General features: G+C 63.4%; 20 protein-coding genes and 1 tRNA gene. 13 read left to right on the top strand and 8 right to left on the bottom strand.

Features of this window, described 5'->3' with window-relative positions; genetic code table 11:
* The first annotated feature begins 37 nt into the window (after positions 1 to 37).
* On the top strand, positions 38 to 1405 hold the full coding sequence (ffh, locus tag G3N59_RS15070; protein WP_027817969.1) for a signal recognition particle protein: 1368 nt from the start codon (positions 38 to 40) through the stop codon (positions 1403 to 1405).
* A 157-nt stretch (positions 1406 to 1562) separates the two neighbouring features.
* Positions 1563 to 2114, top strand: coding sequence for a hypoxanthine-guanine phosphoribosyltransferase (locus tag G3N59_RS15075; RefSeq protein ID WP_205983419.1), 552 nt, complete (start codon positions 1563 to 1565; stop codon positions 2112 to 2114).
* A gap of 95 nt (positions 2115 to 2209) precedes the next feature.
* Here G3N59_RS15075 and G3N59_RS15080 read toward each other — a convergent pair whose 3' ends face one another.
* Together G3N59_RS15080 and G3N59_RS15085 are read right to left on the bottom strand one after the other, a co-directional pair.
* On the bottom strand, positions 2210 to 2809 hold the full coding sequence (locus tag G3N59_RS15080; RefSeq protein WP_205983420.1) for a MarC family protein: 600 nt from the start codon (positions 2807 to 2809) through the stop codon (positions 2210 to 2212).
* A gap of 40 nt (positions 2810 to 2849) precedes the next feature.
* On the bottom strand, positions 2850 to 4586 hold the full coding sequence (locus tag G3N59_RS15085) for a proline--tRNA ligase (RefSeq protein WP_205983421.1): 1737 nt from the start codon (positions 4584 to 4586) through the stop codon (positions 2850 to 2852).
* A gap of 241 nt (positions 4587 to 4827) precedes the next feature.
* Between G3N59_RS15085 and G3N59_RS15090 the strand changes: the two genes are divergently transcribed.
* The gene (locus G3N59_RS15090; RefSeq protein ID WP_205983422.1) at positions 4828 to 5502 is read left to right on the top strand and encodes an RNA pyrophosphohydrolase; all 675 of its coding nucleotides are present in this window, start codon (positions 4828 to 4830) and stop codon (positions 5500 to 5502) included.
* A 183-nt stretch (positions 5503 to 5685) separates the two neighbouring features.
* Complete coding sequence (locus G3N59_RS15095) at positions 5686 to 6249, top strand: CNP1-like family protein (protein ID WP_205983423.1); 564 nt, start codon at positions 5686 to 5688, stop codon at positions 6247 to 6249.
* A gap of 90 nt (positions 6250 to 6339) precedes the next feature.
* On the opposite strand, the gene proB is transcribed toward G3N59_RS15095, so the two are convergent.
* From proB to rplU, 4 genes are all read right to left on the bottom strand, one after another.
* On the bottom strand, positions 6340 to 7458 hold the full coding sequence (proB, locus tag G3N59_RS15100; protein WP_205983424.1) for a glutamate 5-kinase: 1119 nt from the start codon (positions 7456 to 7458) through the stop codon (positions 6340 to 6342).
* Between the two features lie 82 nt (positions 7459 to 7540).
* On the bottom strand, positions 7541 to 8656 hold the full coding sequence (gene cgtA, locus G3N59_RS15105) for an Obg family GTPase CgtA (protein WP_205983425.1): 1116 nt from the start codon (positions 8654 to 8656) through the stop codon (positions 7541 to 7543).
* Positions 8657 to 8865: 209 nt separating this feature from the next.
* Positions 8866 to 9129 (bottom strand): 50S ribosomal protein L27, encoded by a 264-nt coding sequence (rpmA, locus tag G3N59_RS15110; RefSeq protein ID WP_167069419.1) that lies wholly within the window; start codon positions 9127 to 9129, stop codon positions 8866 to 8868.
* 26 nt (positions 9130 to 9155) lie between these two features.
* Positions 9156 to 9467 (bottom strand): 50S ribosomal protein L21, encoded by a 312-nt coding sequence (rplU, locus tag G3N59_RS15115; RefSeq protein ID WP_007180329.1) that lies wholly within the window; start codon positions 9465 to 9467, stop codon positions 9156 to 9158.
* 286 nt (positions 9468 to 9753) lie between these two features.
* On the opposite strand from rplU, the gene G3N59_RS15120 reads away from it, so the two are divergent.
* The 9 genes from G3N59_RS15120 (at position 9754) to G3N59_RS15160 (ending at position 17893) form a co-directional block, all read left to right on the top strand.
* A complete protein-coding gene (locus G3N59_RS15120) occupies positions 9754 to 10746 on the top strand; it encodes a polyprenyl synthetase family protein (RefSeq protein ID WP_205983426.1) in 993 nt (330 codons plus the stop codon).
* Positions 10747 to 10786: 40 nt separating this feature from the next.
* Positions 10787 to 10863: transfer RNA gene (locus tag G3N59_RS15125), tRNA-Pro, on the top strand.
* Positions 10864 to 11062: 199 nt separating this feature from the next.
* Complete coding sequence (locus G3N59_RS15130; RefSeq protein WP_205983427.1) at positions 11063 to 12391, top strand: HlyC/CorC family transporter; 1329 nt, start codon at positions 11063 to 11065, stop codon at positions 12389 to 12391.
* A gap of 110 nt (positions 12392 to 12501) precedes the next feature.
* Positions 12502 to 13800 carry an ATPase, T2SS/T4P/T4SS family gene (locus tag G3N59_RS15135; RefSeq protein WP_205983428.1) on the top strand — a complete coding sequence of 433 codons (1299 nt, stop codon included), beginning with the start codon at positions 12502 to 12504 and terminating at the stop codon, positions 13798 to 13800.
* A complete protein-coding gene (locus G3N59_RS15140; protein WP_205983429.1) occupies positions 13797 to 15023 on the top strand; it encodes a type II secretion system F family protein in 1227 nt (408 codons plus the stop codon). The genes G3N59_RS15135 and G3N59_RS15140 overlap by 4 nt, the downstream gene beginning before the upstream one ends.
* Positions 15024 to 15138: 115 nt before the next feature.
* Positions 15139 to 16035 (top strand): A24 family peptidase, encoded by an 897-nt coding sequence (locus G3N59_RS15145; RefSeq protein ID WP_205983470.1) that lies wholly within the window; start codon positions 15139 to 15141, stop codon positions 16033 to 16035.
* A gap of 12 nt (positions 16036 to 16047) precedes the next feature.
* The gene (gene coaE, locus G3N59_RS15150; protein ID WP_205983430.1) at positions 16048 to 16650 is read left to right on the top strand and encodes a dephospho-CoA kinase; all 603 of its coding nucleotides are present in this window, start codon (positions 16048 to 16050) and stop codon (positions 16648 to 16650) included.
* 181 nt (positions 16651 to 16831) lie between these two features.
* The gene (gene zapD, locus G3N59_RS15155) at positions 16832 to 17587 is read left to right on the top strand and encodes a cell division protein ZapD (protein WP_027817983.1); all 756 of its coding nucleotides are present in this window, start codon (positions 16832 to 16834) and stop codon (positions 17585 to 17587) included.
* A gap of 108 nt (positions 17588 to 17695) precedes the next feature.
* On the top strand, positions 17696 to 17893 hold the full coding sequence (locus tag G3N59_RS15160; RefSeq protein WP_205983431.1) for a DNA gyrase inhibitor YacG: 198 nt from the start codon (positions 17696 to 17698) through the stop codon (positions 17891 to 17893).
* Between the two features lie 86 nt (positions 17894 to 17979).
* Here G3N59_RS15160 and G3N59_RS15165 read toward each other — a convergent pair whose 3' ends face one another.
* Together G3N59_RS15165 and G3N59_RS15170 are read right to left on the bottom strand one after the other, a co-directional pair.
* Positions 17980 to 18393, bottom strand: coding sequence for an NUDIX domain-containing protein (locus tag G3N59_RS15165; RefSeq protein WP_205983432.1), 414 nt, complete (start codon positions 18391 to 18393; stop codon positions 17980 to 17982).
* Complete coding sequence (locus G3N59_RS15170; RefSeq protein WP_205983433.1) at positions 18390 to 19262, bottom strand: ATP-binding protein; 873 nt, start codon at positions 19260 to 19262, stop codon at positions 18390 to 18392. The genes G3N59_RS15165 and G3N59_RS15170 overlap by 4 nt, the downstream gene beginning before the upstream one ends.
* Between the last annotated feature and the right edge of the window lie 22 nt (positions 19263 to 19284).

Below are 19284 nucleotides of genomic sequence, written 5' to 3' on the forward strand. Positions count from 1 at the left end.
GCGTGCACCACCGGGCCTCACTGCTCACCGCCTCCCCATGCTCGACAATCTCACTCAACGGATGGCGCGCGTCGTCAAGACGCTGCGCGGCGAAGCCCGGCTGACCGAAGCCAATACGCAGGAAATGCTGCGCGAGGTCCGTCTCGCGCTGCTGGAAGCGGACGTGGCGCTGCCCGTCGTGCGCGAATTCATCGCCAAGGTCAAGGAAAAGGCGCTGGGCGAGGAAGTCATCAGCAGCCTCTCGCCGGGCCAGGCGCTCGTCGGCGTGGTGCAGCGCGAGCTGACCGCCGTGATCGGCGGCGACTACGAAGGCAAGGCCGTCGAGCTGAATCTCGCCGTCACGCCGCCCGCCGTCATCCTCATGGCCGGTCTGCAGGGCGCGGGTAAGACCACCACGGTCGGCAAGCTGGCCAAGCTGCTGCGCGAGAAGTACAAGAAGAAGGTCCTGACCGTTTCCTGTGACGTCTACCGCCCTGCCGCTATCGCGCAGTTGAAGACGGTGACGGAACAGGTCGGCGCCGACTTCTTCCCCTCGCAGCCCGATCAAAAGCCGGTCGATATCGCCGCCGCCGCCGTGGACTGGGCCAAGCGCCATTACCACGACGTCCTGCTCGTCGACACGGCCGGCCGCCTCGGTATCGACGAGGCGATGATGAACGAAATCACCGCGCTGCACGCCTCGCTCAAGCCGGCTGAAACGCTGTTCGTGGTCGACGCGATGCTCGGTCAGGACGCGGTCAACACGGCCAAGGCGTTCAACGACGCCCTGCCGCTCACCGGCGTGGTGCTCACCAAGCTCGACGGCGACTCGCGCGGCGGCGCGGCGCTGTCCGTGCGCCACATCACCGGCAAGCCGATCAAGTTCGTCGGCGTGGCGGAAAAGCTCGACGGTCTGGAAGTGTTCCACCCGGACCGCATGGCCAACCGTATTCTCGGCATGGGCGACATTCTCGCCCTCGTCGAAGAAGCGCAGCGCGGCGTTGACGTTCAAGCCGCCCAGAAGCTCGCCGACAAGGTCAAGAAAGGTGGCGACTTCGACCTCAACGACTTCCGCGCCCAGCTCACGCAGATGAAGAGCATGGGTGGCCTGTCGTCGCTGATGGACAAGCTGCCCGCGCAGTTCCAGCAGGCCGCCTCGGGCGCCAACATGGGCCAGGCCGAAAAGCAGATGCGCCGCATGGAAGGCATCATCAATTCGATGACCGCCCAGGAGCGCGCCAAGCCCGATCTCATCAAGGCCACGCGCAAGCGCCGCATCGCAGCGGGCGCGGGCGTGCAGGTGCAGGAAGTGAACCGTCTGCTCAATCAGTACGACCAGATGCGCACCATGATGAAGAAGCTCAAGGGCGGCAACCTGCAAAAGATGATGCGCGGCATGAAGGGCATGATGCCCGGCATGCGCTGATTCACGATCTTTTCTGTTCCGGGCTGCGCGGCATCAACGCGCGCAACCCGATACGACGCGGCGCGCGAGCTGGACAATGAAGCGCGGGTTTTTGCTGTAGCGCGCGCCGTCGTTATTTTCCACACTGAATAGCTACAGCCACTGCCCCGCCAGAGTCATGAATCGCGAAGAAGCCCTCCATATTTTCAGCCACTCCGAAGAAATCGTTTCGGTGAGTGAGGTCAACGCGTCGATCGGCCGGATGGCCGAAGCCATTCGCGCCGATGTCAGCGAGGAATTCCCGCTCGTGCTGTCGGTGATGGGCGGCGCGGCGGTGTTCACCGGCATGCTGTTGCCGCACCTCGATTTCCCGCTCGAGTTCGACTACATCCACCTCACGCGCTACCGCAACGCCATCAAGGGCAGCGCGGAAATGCAGTGGCGCGTGGCGCCGCGCGAGTCGGTGAAGGATCGCGTCGTGCTCGTGCTCGACGACATTCTCGACGAAGGCGAAACCATGGCCGCGATCCGCGACCGCATCATGGACATGGGCGCGAAGCGTTTTCTGTCGGCGGTGCTGTGCGAGAAGATCATTCCGAAGGCGAAGCCGCTGCATCCGGACTACTGCGGCTTTTCGGTGCCGGACCGCTATGTGTTCGGCTGCGGCATGGACGCGAAGGGTTACTGGCGTAACCTGCCGACGATCCGCGCGCTGACCGAAGGTGCGTAACCCGGTCGCGTAAACGATGCGCCTACCGGGCGCAGCATGAAAAAAAAGCGACCCGCGGGTCGCTTTTTTGTTGCCGTCGAGGCGGCGAAACGCAATCAAAGGTGATGCACGAACGCGGCAATCCCCGCGAGGATCATCTCCACCGAAATCGCCACGAGCACCAAACCCATCAAGCGCTCGAAAGCCGTCACCACGCGCTCGCCCAGCCACTGCTGGATGCGCTCCGCGAGCACCAGCACGATCGCGCAGATCGCCATTGTCACGATCAGCGCGCCAATCCACTCGAACAGTTTGCCCGGCGCCTGCGACGTCAGCAGCATCACCGTGGCCAGCGCCGACGGCCCCGCCAGCGCGGGAATCGCCAGCGGCACGATCAGCGGCTCGCCATCTTTATCGCCGCCGCCGAACGGGCCGCCCGGATGCGGGAAGATCATGCGCAGCGCGATCAGGAACAGCACGATGCCGCCGCCGATGCGCAGCGACGTATCCGTGAGCCCCATCATCCGCAGGAAGCCGTTGCCGGCCACCATGAAGATCAACAGGATCACGAAGGCAATCGCCACTTCGCGCAGGATCACGATCGCCCGGCGCTCCCGCGCCACGTGATGCAGGCAACCGATGAAAAGCGGAATATTGCCGAGCGGATCGGTGATGAGCAGCAGCAGGATCGTCGCGGACAGGAAGCTGTACTCCACGTTCGCAGCGCTCCTTAGCTGAGGTTCATCGAAACAGGCATCAGGCCTTCAGTGCGGCCAGCACCTTCTGCGCCACGGTCTGCGCGGCTTCTTCAGCCGGCAGCAGCGTCGCTTCGGTGTCGCGGCGGCCCTGATACTCGATCTTGCCTTCCTTCAGACCACGATCGCCGATCACCAGACGATGCGGCACGCCGATCAGTTCCCAGTCGGCGAACATCACGCCCGGGCGCTCGCCGCGATCGTCGAGGATCACGTCGATGCCGGCAGCAACCAGTTCGTTGTACACACGTTCGGCGTGCTCGCGCACGAGCTCGCTGCGATCCATGCCCATCGGGCACACGACCACCTGGAACGGCGCAATCGATTCCGGCCAGATGATGCCCTTGTCGTCGAAGTTCTGCTCGATCGCCGCACCCAGAATACGCGTGACGCCGATACCGTAGCAGCCCATCTGCATCGGCGCGGGCTTGCCGTTTTCCGCGAGGAACGTCGCGCCCATTGCTTCCGAATACTTGGTGCCGAGCTGGAACACGTGGCCCACTTCGATACCGCGGCAGATGTCGATCACACCCTTGCCATCCGGCGACGGATCGCCCTTCTTGACGTTGCGGATGTCGGCGACGACCGGCTCCGGCAGATCGCGGCCCCAGTTCACGCCCGTGGTGTGGAAGTCGACGTCGTTCGAACCGACCACGAAGTCGCTCATGTTCGCGACCGTGCGGTCCGCGATCACCTTGACCGGCTTCTTCGTATTGAGCGGGCCGAGGTAGCCCGGCGGCGTGCCGAACCATTCGACGATTTCGGCTTCGGTCGCCATGCGGAAACCCGACAGACCCTCGATCTTGCTCGCCTTGATCTCGTTCAGATCGTGGTCGCCACGCAGCATCAGCAGCCAGATCGTGGGTTCGGCGCCTTCGTTGTCGGTCGCGAGAATGATCGACTTGATGGTCTTTTCGAGCGGAATGTCGAGCAGCTTCGCGACGGCTTCGCACTTCGCAGCGCCGGGCGTCGAGGTCTTCGTGAGCGCTTCGCTGGCCGCGGCGCGCTCGGCGATCAGCGGCAGGGCTTCGGTGGCTTCGACGTTGGCGGCGAATTCCGAGGTCGGGCAATAAGCGATATCGTCTTCGCCGGTTTCGGCGATCACGTGGAATTCGTGCGAGCCGCTGCCGCCGATCGAGCCGTTATCGGCCACGACCGCGCGGAAATTCAGACCCAGGCGCGTGAAGATGCGCACGTAGGCGTCGTACATCTTCTCGTACGAGAGTTTCAGGCCGTCCACGTCCTTATCGAACGAGTACGCGTCCTTCATGATGAATTCGCGGCCGCGCATCACGCCAAAACGGGGACGGATTTCGTCGCGGAACTTCGTCTGCACCTGGTAGAAGTTCACCGGCATCTGACGGTAGCTCTTGATCTGGTTGCGCGCGATGTCGGTGACGACTTCTTCGTGCGTCGGCCCCATCACGAAATCGCTTTGCTTGCGGTCCTTGAAGCGCAGCAGTTCCGGCCCGTATTTTTCCCAGCGACCCGATTCCTGCCAGAGTTCGGCCGGCTGCACCGCCGGCATCAGCAGTTCGATGGCGCCCGCGCGGTTCATTTCCTCGCGCACGATCTGCTCGACCTTGCGGATCGAACGCAGGCCGATCGGCAGATAGTTGTAAATGCCGCCCGCAACGCGACGGATCATGCCGGCGCGGATCATCAACTTGTGGCTGACGATTTCGGCGTCAGCCGGCGCTTCCTTGAGGGTGCCGATAAAGAAACGGGAGGCTTTCATTCAGGGTTTTTTCCAAAAGCGGCGGCAACGGGAGGCCGCCCGAAAGTGTCCAACGGTGGAGATCACAGACCCGACATTATGACAACGCCCCGGGCGCCGCGCAGGTGAGACTGGCGAGCGGCACAACAGACGCATTTTTGCGCCTTCATGGCAAAACGCTCCAAACTTCTGGCCGCCGGGTGCGTGAGGACCGTTATCTGTTTATAATCAAAGCAATTTTAAAGGATTCGAAGGTGGTTGTATGCTGGATCGTGAGGGGTTTCGCCCGAACGTCGGCATCATCCTCTTGAACGCGCGAAACGAGGTGTTTTGGGGTAAACGGGTTCGCGAACATTCCTGGCAGTTTCCGCAAGGGGGCATCAAATATGGTGAGACCCCCATGCAGGCAATGTTTCGGGAGTTGCACGAAGAAACCGGTTTGCATCCGGAGCACGTCAAGATCGTCGGTCGCACGCGCGACTGGCTGCGTTATGAGGTGCCGGACAAGTTCATCAAGCGCGAAGTGCGCGGCCATTATCGCGGTCAGAAACAGATCTGGTTTCTGCTGCGCATGGTCGGGCGCGATTGCGATATCTGCCTGAGGGCAACAGAGCATCCCGAGTTCGATGCATGGCGCTGGAATGAATACTGGGTGCCGCTCGAAGCGGTCATCGAGTTCAAGCGCGATGTCTACCAACTGGCGCTCACCGAGCTGTCGCGCTTTTTGCGACGCCCGGCGATGCCGCGTGTCGAGCGTGTAAGCGCCCACGGCCCGCACGGTCATGAAGTGCGCTATCCGCGCCTCATCACGTCCGCGCATGCCGAGGCGGTACAGCTCGAGCCCACGTTCGTGGATGACTCGATCCACGTCTCGCTGGATCGCGACTGCGACCCCGCGGGGAGTATGATCGAGCCTGCGCCGGACGAGCATGGTTAATCCGTGGGCGGGTCACCGGGTTGTTATCCGGTCATTGCCCCGCCTGCTCGCGACGTCGCACCCAACGCCCGGACCGGCCTCGCCGCCGTAGCGCACGAGTTGCGCTGCGTGGCGCATGGCGGTCCGCATCCGCGGCGCCGCGCATTCGTGCGCGCAGCGCCGGTGCATCGAAGGAATATCGATTTGAAACGACTGGCTCTTGCTGCGGTGTGCGCCGCGGCCGCAAGTAGCGTCCTGCTGTCCGGTTGCGGCAGTTCCGGCCCCACCAACAAGGACGACAGCGCCTTTACCTATCTGCTCGACCGCAAGGGCGAATGGAAGGAAAACACGCTCGAAAGCCTGCCGGCCCTGCCCGGCGCGAACGCGCAGCTCTACGGCTTCGACGTCTCGAACAACACGCCGCTGAAGTTCGCCGTCGATCCGGCCTCGCTGAGCGTCGGCACCGATGGCGTGGTGCGCTACACGATCGTCATCACGAGCCCGAACGGCGCGCGCAACATCAACTACGAAGGCATTCGCTGCGACACCTACGAGTGGCGCCTCTACGCGAGCCTGAACGCCGACCACAACGGCTGGGACCAGACCGTCGCCAACGACTGGTCGCGCATCGAAAACGGCACGCTCAACGCGTACCAGTCGAGGCTCTATCAGGACTACTTCTGCGCCAACAAGATGCCGATCGCGAAGGCATCGGTGATCGGCGAGAACATTCGCTTCGGCCGCACGCAATCCACACTCGTGCGCTGATATCCGCGCGCGACGCCAATAAAAAAGCCGCAGCAGTCATCGACTGTTGCGGCTTTTTCTTTGTGCACTGAGCTTGCGTACTTAGGCTTTTTAGATCAGCACGAGATTGTCGCGATGGATCAGTTCCGGCTCCAGCATATAGCCGAGCACGCCTTCGATCTCGCCGCTCGGGTGACGCTGGATCAGCTTCGTTTCCGCGCTGCTGTAGTTGGTCAGGCCGCGTGCGACTTCCTGACCGGACGGATTCAGACACGCGATCACTTCGCCACGCGCGAACGCGCCCTGCACGCCCACCACGCCGATCGGCAGCAGACTCTTGCCGTCAGCCGTGAGCTTTTGCACCGCGCCGTCGTCGATCACGACATGACCGCGCACCTGCAGGTGATCCGCCATCCATTGCTTGCGCGCCGCCATGCGCGCCGTGCGTGCGATCAGTTGCGTACCGATCGCCTCGCCCTGCGCGAGACGCACGAGCACCTGCTCTTCGCGCCCGCTCGCGATCACCGTATTCGCGCCGCTGTGCGCCGCGCGCTTGGCCGCGAGAATCTTGGTGAGCATGCCGCCACGGCCGATGCTCGACCCCGCGCCGCCCGCCATCGCTTCCAGTTCCGGCTTGCCGGCATCGGCTTCCTGCACGAGCGTGGCCGCCGGATCTTTACGCGGATCGGCCGTGTAGAGACCGCTTTGATCGGTGAGGATCACCAGCGCGTCGCCTTCGATCAGGTTCGCCACGAGCGCGCCAAGCGTGTCGTTATCGCCGAACTTGATTTCGTCGGTGACGACCGTGTCGTTCTCGTTGATGATCGGCACTACGCCCAGACGCAACAGCGTAAGCAGCGTCGAGCGCGCGTTCAGATAACGTTCGCGGTCGGCCAGGTCGGCGTGCGTGAGCAGAATCTGCGCGGTGCGGATGTCGTGCTCCGCGAAGCGGCTCTCGTACACCTGCGCGAGGCCCATCTGGCCCACTGCCGCAGCCGCCTGAAGTTCGTCGATTTCGCGCGGACGCTTCGTCCAGCCCAGACGCTGCATGCCTTCGGCAATCGCGCCCGAACTCACGAGCACGACTTCCTTGCCCTGCGCACGCAGCGCCGCGATCTGCGCGGCCCAGCGGCCGATGGCCGCATGATCGAGCCCGCGGCCATCGTTCGTGACGAGGCTGGAACCGACTTTCACTACCAGACGCCGGGAATCGGCGATGACGGAACGCATGCTGCGCGGTCTCCCCAAATGACTGATGACGCGTGAAGCAACCGGCGCGGCCCGAGGGCCGCTTGCCGGCTCGAACGATGAATTACTCCTGCGGCTCCTGCGCGGCGCCGCCATTCTGGCCAGACGCGGCATCGCGGAAGCGCACGTCGGAGGCGAGATCTTCCGCTTCCTCTGCACGGCGCGCGTCCGAATGCTCGGAGATGTAGTCGTAGATCGCGTAGCAGAGATTTTCGCAGCCCTGCCCCGTGAGTGCCGAAATCTCGAACACCGGGCCGTCCCACTCGAAGCGCTCGACGAAGTCGGCGATACGCGCGGCACGTTCTTCTTCCGGCACCATGTCGAGCTTGTTCAGCACGAGCCAGCGCGGCTTCTCGAACAACATTTCGTCGTACTTGCGCAGTTCGCCGACGATGGCCTTCGCTTCCGCGACCGGATCGACCGCTTCATCGAACGGTGCGAGGTCGACAAGATGCAGCAGCAGGTTGGTGCGCTGCAAGTGACGCAGGAACTGGTGACCGAGGCCCGCGCCTTCCGCTGCGCCTTCGATCAGGCCTGGAATGTCGGCGATCACGAAGCTCTTGCTCGGACCCACGCGCACCACGCCCAGATTCGGCGCAAGCGTCGTGAACGGGTAATCGGCGATCTTCGGCTTCGCGTTCGACACCGAGGAAATAAAGGTGGACTTGCCCGCATTGGGCATGCCGAGCAGACCGACGTCGGCCAGCACCTTCAGCTCGAGGCGCAGCATGCGGCGCTCGCCCGCCTTGCCGTCGGTCTTCTGACGCGGCGCGCGGTTGGTCGACGACTTGAAGTGCAGGTTGCCGAGGCCGCCCGCGCCGCCTTGCGCCACCATCACGCGCTGGTCGTGCTCGGTGAGGTCGGCGATGAACTCGCCGGTTTCCATGTCGGTGATGGCCGTGCCCACCGGCATGCGCAGCGTGATGTCGTCGCCGCCCTTGCCATAGCAGTCAGCGCCACGGCCATTTTCGCCGTTACGCGCCAGATGCTTCTTGGTATAGCGGTAGTCGATCAGCGTATTGATATTGCGGTCGGCAACCACGTAGACGCTGCCGCCTCGCCCGCCGTCGCCGCCATCCGGCCCGCCGAACGGGACGAATTTCTCGCGTCGCATCGACGCGCTGCCATCGCCCCCATCGCCGGCGATGACTTCGATCTTCGCTTCGTCAATGAACTTCATGCGTTACTCCGTCCCGTAATCGGTGAATCGTCGGTAATTCGTTATTGTGCCCACGTATTGTGCTCGCCGGGGCCATGCTTGCCCACCTGGCCGAACGGCCAACGGCGATCCCAACGCGTTGCGCCCTTGCGTGGACCTGGGCGCAGATAAAGAAAAAGCCCCGCAAACTTCGCGGGGCCTTCCTTGCGTCGATTGCTAGCAGCTAAAACTTACGCTGCTACCGGTACGACGTTGACCATGTGCTTGTTGGCTGCGCCCTTGATCGCGAACGAGACGTGGCCGTCGACCAGCGCGTAAAGCGTGTGGTCCTTGCCGATGCCAACGTTCAGACCCGGGTGCATACGCGTACCGCGCTGGCGAACGATGATGCCGCCTGCGAGGATAGCCTGGCCGCCGAACACCTTAACGCCAAGTCGTTTCGACTCTGAGTCGCGGCCGTTACGTGACGACCCGCCTGCCTTTTTGTGTGCCATTTGTTTGCTCCTTTACCGGCGTGCGCTTACGCGTTGATAGCGTCGATGCGCAGTTCGGTGTAGTTCTGGCGGTGGCCGCCATGCTTCTGGTAGTGCTTCCGGCGACGCATCTTGAAGATGGTCACTTTGGCGTGTCGGCCTTGCGACACAACGGTGGCCTTGACGGAAGCCCCACTGACCAGCGGCGTACCGAACTTAATCGATTCGCCTTCGCCCACTGCGAGAACCTGGTCGAGCGTGATTTCTGCGTCAATGTCAGCCGGTATCTGTTCTACTTTGAGTTTTTCGCCAACGGCAACTTTGTACTGCTTGCCGCCGGTTTTTATGACCGCGTACATTGAGAACCTCACTCTAAAATATCTTTTCAGACGCACTGCGCGCCCGAAACCTTAGATTATACATAGAGTTAGCTGCACGGTCAAAAGGTATTGACAAGCACGCGCGCCGTGTTCCTGCGCGCCGCGCGACAAGGCTTTGCGGCAGGTTTGATGATGACTTCGCGCCGTAGCGAAGCGCCCGTCCCACCACACAAAAATAGAGGGAAGCATCGGCCGGACGGCAGAGCTACATAGGGCCCGCGACCGATTCGCCTTATAATCCGCGGCACTACCTATATTTGCCATCATGTCGTCCACCGCCACCCCTACCCCCAGCGCAGCGACCTTGCTCGCGCCCATCGCCAGCGACATGGAGCAGGTGAATCGTGTCATCCGGCAGAGTCTGGCGTCCGAGGTGATGCTGATCAACCAGATCTCCGAGTACATCATCAGTGCGGGCGGCAAGCGGCTGCGTCCGGCGCTGCTGCTGCTCGTGGCTGGCGCGCTCGGCGATCGCAGCTCGCATCGTCATACGCTCGCGGCTGTCGTCGAGTTCATCCACACGGCCACCCTGCTGCACGACGACGTCGTCGACGAATCCGACCTGCGGCGCGGCCGCCAGACGGCCAATGCGCTGTTCGGCAACGCGGCCAGCGTGCTGGTGGGCGACTATCTGTACTCGCGCTCGTTCGAGATGATGGTGGGTGTCGGCAAGATGCGCGTGATGGAAATCCTCTCGCAGGCCACCACGATCATTTCCGAAGGGGAAGTGCTGCAACTCCTGAACATGCATGATGCGGACGTCGATACCGAACGCTATATGCAGGTCATCCGTTACAAGACGGCCAAACTGTTCGAGGCAGCGGCACAACTGGGCGCCGTGCTTTCGGGGGCGGATGCCCGCACCGAAGAAGCCGCGGCGGAATACGGCCGGCGCATGGGCACGGCGTTCCAGATCATGGACGACTGGCTCGACTACACCGGCACGGCCGAATCGATGGGCAAGAACGCCGGCGACGATCTGCGCGAAGGCAAGCCCACGCTGCCGCTGATCTGGCTGATCGAACACGGCACGGCTGCGGAAGCGGCGCTCGCGCGCGAAGCCATCGAGCAAGGCGGCACCACGCGTTTCGACGAAATCTTCGACGCCATCACGCGTTCGGGCGCGCTCGACCACACGCTCCAATGCGCGAAAGCAGAGGCTCAAGCAGCGGCCGATGCAATTTCTTCATTTCCCTCTTCCCAATACAAAGAGAGCCTGCTAGAATTATGTTCTTACTCGACGACACGCCAGTCTTAACGAAGACGAAGCAAGCCGGAAGAGTAAAAGCAGTAAAATTCGGGGTGTAGCTTAGCCTGGTAGAGCGCTACGTTCGGGACGTAGAGGCCGGAGGTTCGAATCCTCTCACCCCGACCAGAATTCAAAAAAAACCGCACACGTGTTGTGCGGTTTTTTTTCGTCTGCGTTTTTTGTCTGTCCGGTCCCTTGCGCAAGCGCGCACAAAGCCCAGCCGATGCCGCCCCTGGCCGGACGGCCAACGCCCTCCCCGCCACGGCTGACGCGCGGCACCCCTCTGTTATAGTTTCCTCACCCGATCCCCTCACTTTCTCCAAGCGTGGACCACCTTCCCTTATGGGCGCAGATTTGCGCCGTCTTCGTCCTGCTCATCTGCTCCAGCTTCTTCTCCATCTCCGAAACGGCAATGATGGCGCTCAACCGCCATCGGCTGAAATATCTCGCGACCCACAACGCGCTCGGCGCAAAGACCACGCAGAAACTGCTCGCGCGCACCGACCTGCTGCTGTCCGTCATCCTGATCGGCAACAACCTGTTCAACACGATCATTCCGGTGCTCACCACCTCGATCGCGCTGCACACCTTCGGTCATAACAACCTCGTGCTGTCGATCGCGACCGGCATCGTCGCGTTTCTGATCATCGTGTTTGCGGAAATCACGCCGAAGATCGTCGGCGCCACGTTCCCGGAAAAAATCGCGCTGCCCGCCAGCCTGCTGATTGCGCCGCTCATGCGCGTGACGAAGCCCATCATCTGGTTCGTCAACATGTTTGCGAACACGATCCTGCGCGTGCTGCACATCAATACGAGCAAGGCGCACGACCAGCGGCTCTCGACCGAAGAACTGCGCACCATCGTGCTGGAGTCCGGCAGCTTCATGCCGACCAAGCACCGCAGCATCCTGTTGAACCTGTTCGATCTCGAAAACATCACCGTCGATGACGTGATGATTCCGCGTCGCCGTATCGAAGCTCTCGACTTCAACGCGCCTCTGGAAGAGATCCTGCATCAGCTCGAAACCTGCTATCACAACAAGCTGATCGTCTATCAAGGCGATATCGACCGCGTGCTGGGCGTGCTGCATGTGCGCAAGACGCTGGCCGCCCTGCACAACCAGGATTTCGAGCGCGAGACGCTGCGCGAACTGCTGGCTGAACCGTACTTCGTGCCCACCGGCACGCCGGTGTTCCAGCAACTTCAGTACTTCCAGGAAAGCCGTCACCGTATTGCGCTGGTGGTGAACGAGTATGGCGAGATGGAAGGACTGCTCACGCCGGAAGACATCATCGAAGAGCTGATCGGCGAATTCACCACCACCATGCCGCGCAGCGGTACGGGACGCGGCGGCTGGAACGATCAGGGCGAGTGCATCGTGCCAGGCAGCATGCCCTTGCGCGAACTCAACCGCTGGCTGCATATGAAGCTGCCGACCGACGGGCCGAAGACGCTCAACGGTCTGATCCTCGAAGTGCTCGAAGAGATTCCCGAAGGCGACGTGTGCGTGCAGATCGGCGACGTGAAACTCGAAGTCATGCGCGCCGACGACCAGGCCGTGCGCACGGTCAAACTCTTCAAACCGGGCACGACGCCGGGTAAAGGCGCGCGCGCCACGCTCGAGAAAGCGAAGAAACTGTTGCCGGGCCGCTAGACCCGTTCGCCTCGCGCGCATCGTTAGCCATTCGGCCGAGTGGTGCGCGACTTCACATCAGCCGATCATGAAGCCGTCTCTCGCACACGGCGGCTTCGGGCCGGCAATCGATGTTTTCCATTCCTGATCGTTTTAGTGCGCACGGTGTCCGCCGCGCACCGGCTATCGCGCAACGCGCGGCCGATGGCGCGGCGAGCGGTGGCTTTGGCGCCGCCGCTTCGCCTGCGCCAGCAGCGCCCGTCTCTTCCGACGACGCGCCCGCCGTTCGCCTGCTCGCCGATACATTGCGCGAAGCCGCGCGCCGCAATGCCTCCGATCTGCACATCGAACCGCAGGAACAAGGCTGGCGCGTGCGCTTGCGTATCGACGGCGTGCTGCACGAAATCGCGCGGCCGCCCGCTCATCTGCGCGACGCGTTCGTTACGCGCATCAAGGTGCTCGCGCGTATGGATATTGCGGAGCGGCGCATTCCTCAGGACGGGCGTCTGCGGCTCGCGCCACGTGGCGAAGCGCAGCCGCAGGAAGACTATCGTGTGAACTCGTTGCCCACGCTGCATGGCGAAAAGCTCGTGCTGCGCCGGCTCGAAGCGTTACCCGCCGATCTCTCGCTGAATGCGCTCGGCCTCGACGATACGCAACGAGCAACGCTGAGCGCGGCGATCGGCGCACCGCACGGTCTCGTTCTCGTAACAGGCCCGACCGGCAGCGGCAAAACTCTCTCGCTTTACTGCTTCCTGCAAAAGCTCAACGACGCCTCGCGCAATCTCTGTTCAGTCGAAGATCCCGCCGAAATCCAGCTCGCCGGCATCAATCAGGTCAACGTGCGCGAGAAGGCCGGGCTCACCTTTGCGCTCGCGCTGCGCGCCCTGCTGCGCCAGGACCCGGACGTCATCATGATCGGCGAGATACGCGACGAGGAAACTGCCAGCGTCGCGGTGAAAGCAGCGCAAACGGGCCACCTCGTGCTCTCCACACTGCACACCAACGACGCGCCTGCGGCAGTCGCGCGCCTGATCGACATCGGCGTCGAACCGTATAACCTCGCAGCCGCATTGCGGCTCGTCACGGCGCAGCGGCTCGTGCGGCGCCTGTGCATGCAGTGCCGCCAGCGCGCGAACGAATCGGCGGCAACGTTGCGCGCCGCCGGTCTCGCCGATGTGCAACCGTATCTCGCGAAGGGCTGCGAAGCGTGTCATGGCATCGGCTATCGCGGTCGCGTGGGCATTCATGAAGTGTTGCCCGTGAGCGCCGCCATGCGCGACATGATCGTCGAGCGGCGCAGCGCGCACGACATCGCGAAACTGGCGCGCTCCGAGGGCGTCGCTACGCTGCGCGATGCCGCGCTGGCGCGGGTGCGCGACGGCACGACGAGTCTCGCCGAAGCACTCGCCGCGACGGACGCCTCATGATCGCGCGCAAACCAACGCAGCCACACGCCGCGCCGGATTCGCGCTTCGCGTGGCGCGGTCTCGATACCGCAGGCGTCGCGCGTCACGGCACGCTGATCGCGTTCGACGCTACGGCGGCGCGCGTGGCGCTCAAGCGCGAGCGCATCACCGCCACACTGATCGAGCGGCGCGGCCCGGCGCCTTCGCCACGCGCCAATCAGGCGGACATCACCCGCTTCACGCGTCAGCTCGCCAGTCTGCTGCGCGCGGGTCTACCGCTTGCCGGTGCGCTCGATCTGCTTGCGCAGGCAAGCGGGCCGCACGGGCTGCCGCGCATTGCTGCGGCGCTCGCGCGTGAGATCACTGCAGGCAAGCGTTTCGCGGATGCACTCGCGCAATATCCGTCGCGCTTCGGCTCGCTCTATTGTCAGCTCGTGGCTGTAGGCGAGGCGTCGGGCGCGCTCGCCGGGGTACTCGCCCGCGTCGCCGACGATCGGGAACGTGCCGCCGCGCAACGCTCGAAGGTGCGCGCCGCGCTCACCTATCCGGTCGCCGTGCTGCTGCTCGCCTTCGCGATCACAGCCGCGTTGCTGGTCTGGGTCGTGCCCACGTTCAAGCAGATCTTCGATGGATTCGGCGCGACGCTGCCCGCGCCCACACAATTCGTCCTGATGCTCTCGGCGGCGGCGACGCGCTGGAGCGTGCCCACGGCGGCGCTCTGTACCGCCGGCGTTTTCGCACTCCATACCTTGCTGCGCCGCTCCGAAGCTGCGCGCATCGCATTCGGACGCATCGTGCTCGCGCTGCCGCTCTTCGGCACTTTGCTCACGACCTTGTGCGCCGCGCGCTGGAGCCGCGCGCTCGGCACGCTTCTAGGCGCCGGTACGCCGCTCGCCGATGCCTTCGAATCGCTCACGCACGCAAGCGGTAACGCGTTCTTCGATCAGGCAAGCGCGAGCATCAGCGCGCGGCTTCGGCATGGCGAACGTCTTGCGTCGGCCATGCGCTCGGCGGGCTGCTTTCCCGACGATGTGATCCAGCCCGTCGCGGTCGCGGAGGAATCCGGCGCGCTCGACGCGATGCTGCTCGACGTCGCCGCGCTCGCCGACCGTCAGGTGGACGAAAAAATCGCGCTTGTGGCGAGTCTGTGCGAGCCGCTCATCATCGTGGTGCTCGGTGCGCTGGTCGGCGGCCTTGTGGTTGCGATGTATCTTCCCATCATTCAACTGGGCAACGTGGTGTAGCATCGCTGCCAGATTACGGTTCCCGCTCATGTCCGTCCTTTTATCGTCCGCCGCCGCTTCCACGCCACTCGCGTCATCCTTCAACGGATCGCAGGTCACGTCCGCTTCGTCCGTCATGTCTGTCGATGCGGCCGCACCTTTGTCCGTCGCGCTGGGCACTTTGCCGCCTGGCCTGCTGATGGGCTTCGCGATCGTGATCGGCCTCGTGATCGGCAGTTTTCTCAACGTGGTGATACACCGCCTGCCGATCATGCTGGAGCGCGCCTGGCGCGCCGACGCCGCCGAAGTGTCCGGTCACGCATCCGAAAGCGGCGACCTGTTCAACGACGGTCTGCCGGCGCGCTACAACCTCTGGCTGCCGCGCAGCGCCTGCCCGCATTGCGGCCACGTATTGCGCGCCTGGGAAAACATTCCGCTCGTGAGCTGGCTCATGTTGCGTGGCCGCTGCTCGCAATGCGGCACGCGCGTGAGCGTGCGCTACCCCGCCATCGAACTCGCCAGCGCAATCTGCGCGGCGGGCACGCTGCTCGCATTCGGCCCTACGGGCAAGGCGCTTGCGGCGTTCGTGCTGTGCGCGTCGTTGATTGCCGCAAGCGCGATCGATCTCGAACATCACCTGCTGCCCGATTCGATTACGCTGCCGCTCGTGTGGGCCGGCCTGCTGGTGAATCTCGTCGATACCTTCACCGATCTGCAAAGCGCCGTGATCGGCGCAGTCGCCGGCTATCTCGCGTTGTGGACCGTGTACTGGATCTTCCGTCTGCTGCGTGGCGTCGAAGGCATGGGGCATGGCGATTTCAAGCTACTCGCGGCACTCGGCGCATGGCTCGGCTGGGCCGCGCTGCCGCAGATCATCGTGATTGCCGCGGTGGCCGGCGCAGCAGTCGGTCTCGCGGCAACGGTGAGCGGACGTATGCGCTTCGAAGAGCCGCTGCCGTTCGGACCGTATCTGGCAGCAGGCGCGTTCTTCACGCTGTTCGCGGGCACGCCGTTTTATGGCGCTTTTGTGTGAGGCAATAAATCGATGATTGCGGTCGGATTGACGGGCGGTATCGGCAGCGGCAAATCCACGGTTGCGGACCTGTTCGCCGCGCGCGGCGTACCGCTCGTGGACACGGACGTGATCGCGCATCGCGTCACCGCCCCGCAGGGCGTCGCCATGCCACAGATCGCCGCGCAATTCGGCCCTGAATTCGTCGCCGCCGATGGCTCGATGGATCGCGCGCGCATGCGTGCACTCGTGTTCGGCGACGAGGCCGCGCGCAAGCGGCTCGAAGCGATCACGCATCCGCTGATCCGCGCGGAAACCGAGCGCGAAACGCGCGAGGCCAAGGGCCCTTACGTGATGCTGGTGGTGCCGTTACTGGTCGAATCCGGCGCGTGGAAATCGCGCGTGGATCGCGTGCTGGCTGTCGATTGCAGCGTTCAAACGCAGATCGCGCGCGTGATGCGCCGCAACGGTTTCACGCGCGAGCAGGTGCAGGCGATCATCGCACGTCAGGCCACGCGCGAAGCACGTCTTGCCGCCGCCGACGATGTGATCGTCAACGACGACACCACGCTCGATGCACTCGCACAGGACGTCGAACTACTCCATCGGCGCTATCTCGCGCTTGCAGGCGCTTAACCGCGCTCACCGCCACTGCGTTTTTGCAGCACGCAATCGCAAAATCGAGTCGAAATTCGCAGGAATCTGCAGGAAAACACGGATGTGACAGCGTTGCACGGGCAAGCGCGATTGCGACCGTAGTCCCACGGCATTAGAATGTCCTGCAATCCTTCACCGACCACGCCCGAGGCGAGCGCGCTTGATTCTTTACGAGTATCCCTTCAACGAGCGAATCCGGACGCTGCTGCGCCTCGAAGACCTGTTCGAGCGTTTTACGTTTTTCCTGACTCAGGAAGATCCGAGGGAACATCACGTCGCGCTCACGACGCTGTTCGAAATCGCGGAAGTCGCAGGCCGCGCCGATCTCAAATCGGACCTCATGAAGGAGCTCGAAAGGCAGCGTCAGACGCTCGCGCCGTTTCGCGGCAATCCCGGTATCGAACAGAATGCGCTGGAAAGCGTGCTCGGCGAAATCGAGCAGACGCTTGCGGGCCTCACGCAGATGCAGGGCAAAACCGGCCAGCATCTTGCAGACAACGAGTGGCTCACCAGCATCCGCAGCCGCGCGATCATTCCGGGCGGCACCTGCAAGTTCGATCTGCCCTCGTATTACGCGTGGCAACAGTTGCACGCAGATCAACGCCGCCAGGACATCGCCAAGTGGGTCACGCCGCTGCTGCCGCTGCGCGACGCCGCCAGCATCGTGCTGCGTCTCGCGCGCGAATCCGGCCAGGCGTCGAAGGTGATGGCGATGCAGGGCAGCTATCAGCAGATGCTCTCGGGCCGCACTTACCAGTTGATGCAGGTGCGCGTGGCACCCGATTTGCGCGTGATTCCCGAAGCCAGCGCCAACAAGTACATGCTGTGGGTGCGCTTCACGGTGCAGGACGGCGATCTGCGCCCGCGCGCCGTCGATCAGGACGTGCCGTTCCAGCTCACGCTCTGCAGCCTGTAAGCAGCGGCCGGCAGAATCTGGCACCATCCGCTGATTGCCTTTGCGCCATTTTTCAATCGCGCGGCGCCTACTGAAACGGCGCCGCCTCGCTACTGATCAGTCGACCGAATGACCACCGTTGTCAAATGCCCGTCCTGCGGTAAGGACGTCCGCTGGGTGCCGGAAAGCCGCTTCCGCCCGTTTTGCTCCGAACGTTGCAAGCAGATGGATCTCGGCGCCTGGGCCGCTGAAAAGTACCGGATCGGCGGCAACGAGGAAGACACGCCGCCCGACGACGAAGCACCGCCCACCGATACGCGCCAGTAAGCCGCGCACCGATAAAAAAAGCCGCCGCACATAGAAGTGCGGCGGCTTTTGTACTTTTTGCCGGCGGTTTCTGCGCAAAGCTGGCCTTAATCCGCCGCCAGCCACTCCAGCACGGGAATCGTCGCGGGCAGCAATGGCTCCACGCTCGCCGGCAGCGCCTGCCATGCCAGCGCCTGACCTTCGCGGCCGTGCGGCTCGCCGGTCCACTCGGTCACCTTGCAGAAGTACAGACGCACGTAGGCATGCGGATAATCGTGCTCGAGCGTATGCCAGCGATGGCAAGCCTTCACGTCGATCCCCAATTCCTCGTGCAGCTCGCGCGCAAGCGCCGCCTCGACCGACTCGCCCTGCTCCAGCTTGCCGCCAGGAAATTCCCAGTAGCCCGCGTAGGGTTTGCCTTCGGGGCGCTGCGCCAGCAGATAACGGCCGTCGGGCTGCACCAGCACGCCGACCGCAACTTCCGTGACGGGGCGCGCCGCGGTTTTGACTTGCTCGCTCATGCTTGTTCCGTCTTCTTGCCCGACCAGTCGCGCGCGAATTGCCACGCCACACGGCCCGAACGCGAACCGCGCTCCAGCGCCCAGACCAGCGCGTCGCCGCGTGCGCTTTCGACTTCGGCGTCATCGCAGCCGAAGTGACGCAGCCAGTGTCCGACGATCGTCAGATAGTCGTCCTGCTTGAACGGATAAAAACTCACCCACAGACCGAAGCGTTCCGACAGCGAAATCTTCTCCTCCACCACTTCGCCCGGATGAATCTCACCGTCGGGCATGTGCTTGTAGGACTCGTTGTCGCTCATGTACTCGGGCAGCAGATGGCGGCGATTCGAGGTCGCGTAGATCAGCACGTTGTCCGACTGCGCGGCCACCGAACCGTCGAGCGCCACTTTCAGCGCCTTGTAGCCCGATTCGCCGTCTTCGAACGAGAGATCGTCGCAGAACACGATGAAGCGCTCGGGGCGCGTCGAGATCAGATCGACGATATCGCCCAGATCGTGCAGATCGTCCTTGTCGACTTCGATCAGGCGCAGACCGTCCTGCGCGTAGGCGTTCAGGCAGGCCTTGATCAGCGACGACTTGCCGGTGCCGCGCGCGCCCGTCAGCAGCACGTTGTTCGCGGGCTTCTTCTGCACGAACTGGCGCGTGTTGCGATCGATGAGATTTTTCTGGCGATCGATGTTCTGCAGATCGTCGAGCGAAATCAGCGAAACGCCGGGGACCGGTTGCAGGTAGCCGCGGCCCTGGCGCGTGCGCCAGCGGAACGCGACTGCCGAGTTCCAGTCCACATCGGGCGCTGCCGGCGGCAGCACGGCTTCGAGTCGGCCGAGCAGCGCTTCGGCGCGGGTCAGAAACTGTTCGAGCTTGTCCATTGCGTCTTGTCTAGAAAGATCG

This window comes from Paraburkholderia sp. Ac-20340, assembly GCF_017104965.1.
In the GTDB taxonomy this organism is placed as follows: domain Bacteria; phylum Pseudomonadota; class Gammaproteobacteria; order Burkholderiales; family Burkholderiaceae; genus Paraburkholderia.